The organism is Mesorhizobium sp. M4A.F.Ca.ET.090.04.2.1, assembly GCF_003999085.1.
Lineage (GTDB): Bacteria > Pseudomonadota > Alphaproteobacteria > Rhizobiales > Rhizobiaceae > Mesorhizobium.
This window is the reverse complement of sequence record NZ_RZOT01000543.1, coordinates 1-4102: the sequence shown is the minus strand read 5'-3', so window position 1 is coordinate 4102 and position 4102 is coordinate 1. Positions and strand designations below refer to the sequence as shown.

Annotated in this window: 4 protein-coding genes and 1 pseudogene; 4 read left to right on the top strand and 1 reads right to left on the bottom strand. The window is 63.0% G+C overall.

The features are described 5' to 3' along the window. A pseudogene (locus tag EN781_RS27695) lies at positions 1-451 on the top strand (exo-alpha-sialidase); the annotation flags it as partial. 8 nt (positions 452-459) lie between these two features. Next, the gene (locus EN781_RS27690; RefSeq protein WP_126054358.1) at positions 460-753 is read left to right on the top strand and encodes a MoaD/ThiS family protein; all 294 of its coding nucleotides are present in this window, start codon (positions 460-462) and stop codon (positions 751-753) included. Positions 754-923: 170 nt separating this feature from the next. On the opposite strand, the gene EN781_RS27680 is transcribed toward EN781_RS27690, so the two are convergent. Next, positions 924-1967 (bottom strand): substrate-binding domain-containing protein, encoded by a 1044-nt coding sequence (locus EN781_RS27680; RefSeq protein WP_126054356.1) that lies wholly within the window; start codon positions 1965-1967, stop codon positions 924-926. A 654-nt stretch (positions 1968-2621) separates the two neighbouring features. On the opposite strand from EN781_RS27680, the gene EN781_RS27675 reads away from it, so the two are divergent. Together EN781_RS27675 and EN781_RS27670 are read left to right on the top strand one after the other, a co-directional pair. Continuing rightward, positions 2622-3260 carry a PAS domain-containing protein gene (locus tag EN781_RS27675; RefSeq protein WP_126054355.1) on the top strand — a complete coding sequence of 213 codons (639 nt, stop codon included), beginning with the start codon at positions 2622-2624 and terminating at the stop codon, positions 3258-3260. Positions 3261-3388: 128 nt separating this feature from the next. Then, positions 3389-4006, top strand: coding sequence for a PilZ domain-containing protein (locus tag EN781_RS27670; protein WP_126054354.1), 618 nt, complete (start codon positions 3389-3391; stop codon positions 4004-4006). Positions 4007-4102 lie beyond the last annotated feature (96 nt).

Genomic DNA, 4102 nt, shown 5'->3' with positions numbered 1-4102 from the left:
CGGCAAGCCCGATCGGCTCTACCAGCAGAACCATTGCGGCATGTACCGCTCCGACGACGGCGGCAAGAACTGGCAGAGCATCGAGAAGGGCCTTCCCTCGACCTTCGGATTTCCTGCGGCCACGCATCCGCGCGACGCCGACACGCTCTTCCTTCTGCCGCTCAATGGCGACAGTGCCGGCCGCTATGTGCCGGACGCGAAGGCGGCGGTCTGGAAGACTGAGGATGCGGGCGCCACCTGGATGGACGAGCGCAAGGGCCTGCCGCAGGAGAACTGCTACGCAGGCGTGTTGCGGCAAGCTATGGCGACCGACAGCCTCGAGCCGGCCGGCGTCTATTTCGGCACCAGCGGCGGCTCGCTTTTCGCCAGTGCCAACGAAGGCGAAAACTGGTCGGAGATCGCTCAGCATCTGCCCGCGATCCTGTCCGTCGAGGCGATGGTGGTGGGCTAGTAACGCAAATGTCGAACGCCACCGCCGACAGTGTGCCCCTTGTCGTCGCGCGGCTCCCGGGCGTGCTCATCGACCTGTTTCCTGGCGCGCCGCGCCGGGTCGAACTGCCGGCCTCGACCACGAAGGAAATGATCGACGGGCTGGACGCGCGCTGGCCCGGCATGCGCGACCGAATCTGCGATTCCCGCCCAGCGATCCGCCGCCATATGAACGTCTTCGTCGATGGCGAGAGAGCGACCCTTGAAACCAGGCTCGCGCCCGGCACCGAGGTTTTTATCCTGACGGCAATCAGCGGCGGTTAGGTTAGGGCAATTCCAGGAAAAGTGTGAAACGGTTTTCCGTCCGGAATTGCGTCAAAACAAAGAGATAGAGCGGTTCACTGGTTCCGTGAAACAGTGAACCGCTCAGGCGAATAAAGGGGAGCCAAGCTTTCAGGCAATTTCTTTTCTCCCCCGAGGCGAGGGAGAAGAGATCAGTTGGATGGGATCCAGCTGGCGGCGGCCGCGTCGCTCTGGCCAAAGGCCGGAAGCTTGGCGTCGAGGTCCTCGACCGTCTTGATGCCGTTCTTGCGCAGTTCTTCCTGGGTCAGCAGCACCGGCTTGACGACGATGTTGTGGCCCGGATCCTCGCCGGCGATCAGCTTGGCCGCAGCCCGCACCGAAACCGCGCCGACGACGGCCGGATTGGTGGCTGCCGTGGCCATCCACGGGCTTCGTTCCGCGGTGATCTCGGTGATATCGGCGGTGGACACGTCGGCCGAATAGATCTTCACCTTGCTCGAAATGCCGAGTTCGTCGGTGGCGAGCTTCACCCCGCGCGCGAACTCGTCATAGGGGGCGAAGACAACGCTGATATCGGGATTGGCCTGGAACGCCGCCTTGGTCTGATCGGCGGTCGACACCGCGGTCGTGTCGTTGACCGTGCCCCAGCGCGCCTTCTCGACAATGCCTGGATTGGCCTTCTTGACCTCGTCCCAGATTTCGTTGCGACGATCGAGCGGCGCGAAACCCGCTACATAGACATAGCCCGCCTGGAACGATGCGCCATTGTCCTTGAGCGCCTGGCCGAGCGCTGCCTTGGCGAGCTCGTGGTCGGATTGTTCGACCTGCGGGATCTTCGGATTGTCGAGATTGACGTCGAAGGCGACGACCTTGATGCCGGCATCGAGCGCCTTCTGTGCAACGTCCTTCAGCGCTTCGGGCTGGCCGTGGTCGATGATGATGGCCTGGACGCCGAGATTGATCGCCTGCTCTATCTGGTCGCGTTGCGCGGCCGCATCCTGCCGGCCGGAAAAGATCTGCAGGTCGATGTCGAGCGCTTTCGCCTGTTTCGCCGCACCGGCCTGATAGGCCTGGAAGAAATCGCCGGCCGAGATGAAGGTGACGAGCGCCACCTTCACGCCGCCCTTGTCGAAGGGCGCTGGAGCACCGGCGACCCCGGCGGCGTGTGCCGCCCCAACCGGTACGGCGCAGGCAAGCAGGCCGGCAGTAAATAATCCGAGAATAGAAGTCTTCATGAGAATTCCCCAGGAGTAACGCCGACAAGGCACGTCTCCGGACCGCGGGATCGCCGCCGTCGCGCCTCGATGAGCGAATTCGCGAAAGGTACAGCGGCGGCGGAACCGCCCGGAACGCAGATTATTCTCTTTCGAAGCGCGTCGTTGGCAAATGTTGCTGCCGCCGTGGAGACCAGATGCGCGCCGCCCTTGCAGGAGGGCCTAGACGAAGAGACCCGCGGACAGGGGCAGTACGCAATGACCGGTTCAGGTCGCCACGCCAGCTTGCTGCAACGTTCCGGCACGAACGCGCTTCGGTTAACGGGATCACGCTGTCGCCTGTCGAGAGGCCGCGAATCGCTGCATGCGCGAATCAAAAAAGAAGCCGTCCAAGGTTCCCCCTTGAACGGCCGGTCGAGCCCCTGCTCCCCGAAACTCTTGACCGAAGTGCTGCCGATCGTCGCGAAACGACCGCTTCTGGAGTGGTTTTGGTGTGCCACAGGCGGGGCTCGGCCGCAACGTAAACGACTTGTTAACCTTAACGTCCCCGACCCGTGAACAAGTGTTAACGATGCTGGCACGCATCCTGCTCCGCAACGCATGTAGGTCATCGGAGGGCGCCCTGTCTGTTCGCCGATGGGACATGAAAAGACAGTTTGCGCGAAAGAGCACACAATGAACCAGAACGGATCGATCACGCTGTTCCAATATTGGAACCAGCTGCGTGATGGGCGCCCCGCCCCGAAGCGTTCGGAAGTGGAGCCCGCCGACATCAAGTCGCTTTTGGCCGACACATTCATCCTGGAAAGGGATACGCGCGGCGAGGCCGTGTTCCGGCTGGCCGGCACCAGGCTTTGCGCCTCCTATGGTCGCGAACTGAAGGGGTTCTCCTTCCCCTCGCTGTGGCGCGAGAAGGACCAGCGGCTTGTCTCGCGGCTGGTCCACGGCGTTTTCGAGCAGAAATCCGTGGTGCTGATCACCTATGAGGGCTTCAGTGGAAACGGCCGATCCAACAAGTTCGAACTGCTTGCCCTGCCGCTCGACGGCGGCGTCGAGAATCCGCGCTGCCTGGGTGTCATCAGCGCCGCCGAAAGACCATTCTGGCTGGGTGCCGACCCGATCACCGACGCGCTGATCGATTCGATCCGCGTCGTCGATCCGGACAAGGAGCCGATGTTCCTGAAGAACCGGCCTGCCATCAATGTTCCCTCGCTTGTGCCTTCAGAGTTCGATCCGCCAGAAACGTTTCCGGCACTCGGCCGCGCGCGTCGCATCCGCCATCTGGTGGTGTTCGAGGGCGGGCGCGGCGAGTAGCCACCTCCAGCATTCGGATCGACTGCGAAGGGGGTCCACTTTTCCCCTTTGTTAACCTCCATTGTTGTAGTTTTCCCGGTGAAATTCCTCGCATTGACGCGGGGAATGCCAACGGGGTGTAGGCAGTCATGAGGTCAACGGCGGTCGACTTTGCGCCGTCCCGCGCCGAAAGGCGTAATTTTCAGCGCGTCCGCGTCAAGATCTACGGGCGCTTCATGCTGGAGGACCGCACCGAGCACCCGTGCCAGGTGATCGACATGTCGCCGGGCAACGTCGCACTTCGAACCGAGCGCGTCGGCATGCCGGGTGAGAAGGTCATCGCCTATATCGATCACATCGGCCGCGTCGAGGGTGTGGTGACCCGCACCTCGCAGGACGGTTTCGCCATGACCGTCATCGCCTCGGACCGCAAGAAGGACAAGCTTGCCGCGCAGCTGACCTGGCTTGCCAACAAGCACGAGCTCGACCTGCCGGAAGACCGCCGCCACGAACGCGTCGCGCCGCGCAATCCGATGAGCGTGCTCCAGCTCACCGACGGGCGCCAGTACCAGTGTCGCATCATCGACCTGTCGCTCTCGGGCGCCGCGGTCGAGATCGACGTCAAGCCGGCGATCGGCGTGCAGATCATGCTGGGCACGATGCGCGGCCAGGTGGTGCGTCATTTCGAGGATGGTGTCGCTGTCGAATTCGCCGTCATCCAGCGGCCGGAAACCCTGGATTCCGAGTTCAACACGCCGCGCGCCTGAGCAACGGGCCCGCGAGACCAGCAGCTGAACCGGCCCATCGCGGCCGGTTTTGTTTTTTCGCGCCCCACACGACCGGAATTGCCCCTGCGCATGACC

Bases quoted from the DNA above. Each gene is read 5' to 3' on its own strand.
- EN781_RS27690 (WP_126054358.1), top strand. From the start codon at position 460: ATGTCGAACGCCACCGCCGACAGTGTGCCCCTTGTCGTCGCGCGGCTC.
- EN781_RS27680 (WP_126054356.1), bottom strand. From the start codon at position 1,967: ATGAAGACTTCTATTCTCGGATTATTTACTGCCGGCCTGCTTGCCTGC.
- EN781_RS27675 (WP_126054355.1), top strand. From the start codon at position 2,622: ATGAACCAGAACGGATCGATCACGCTGTTCCAATATTGGAACCAGCTG.
- EN781_RS27670 (WP_126054354.1), top strand. From the start codon at position 3,389: ATGAGGTCAACGGCGGTCGACTTTGCGCCGTCCCGCGCCGAAAGGCGT.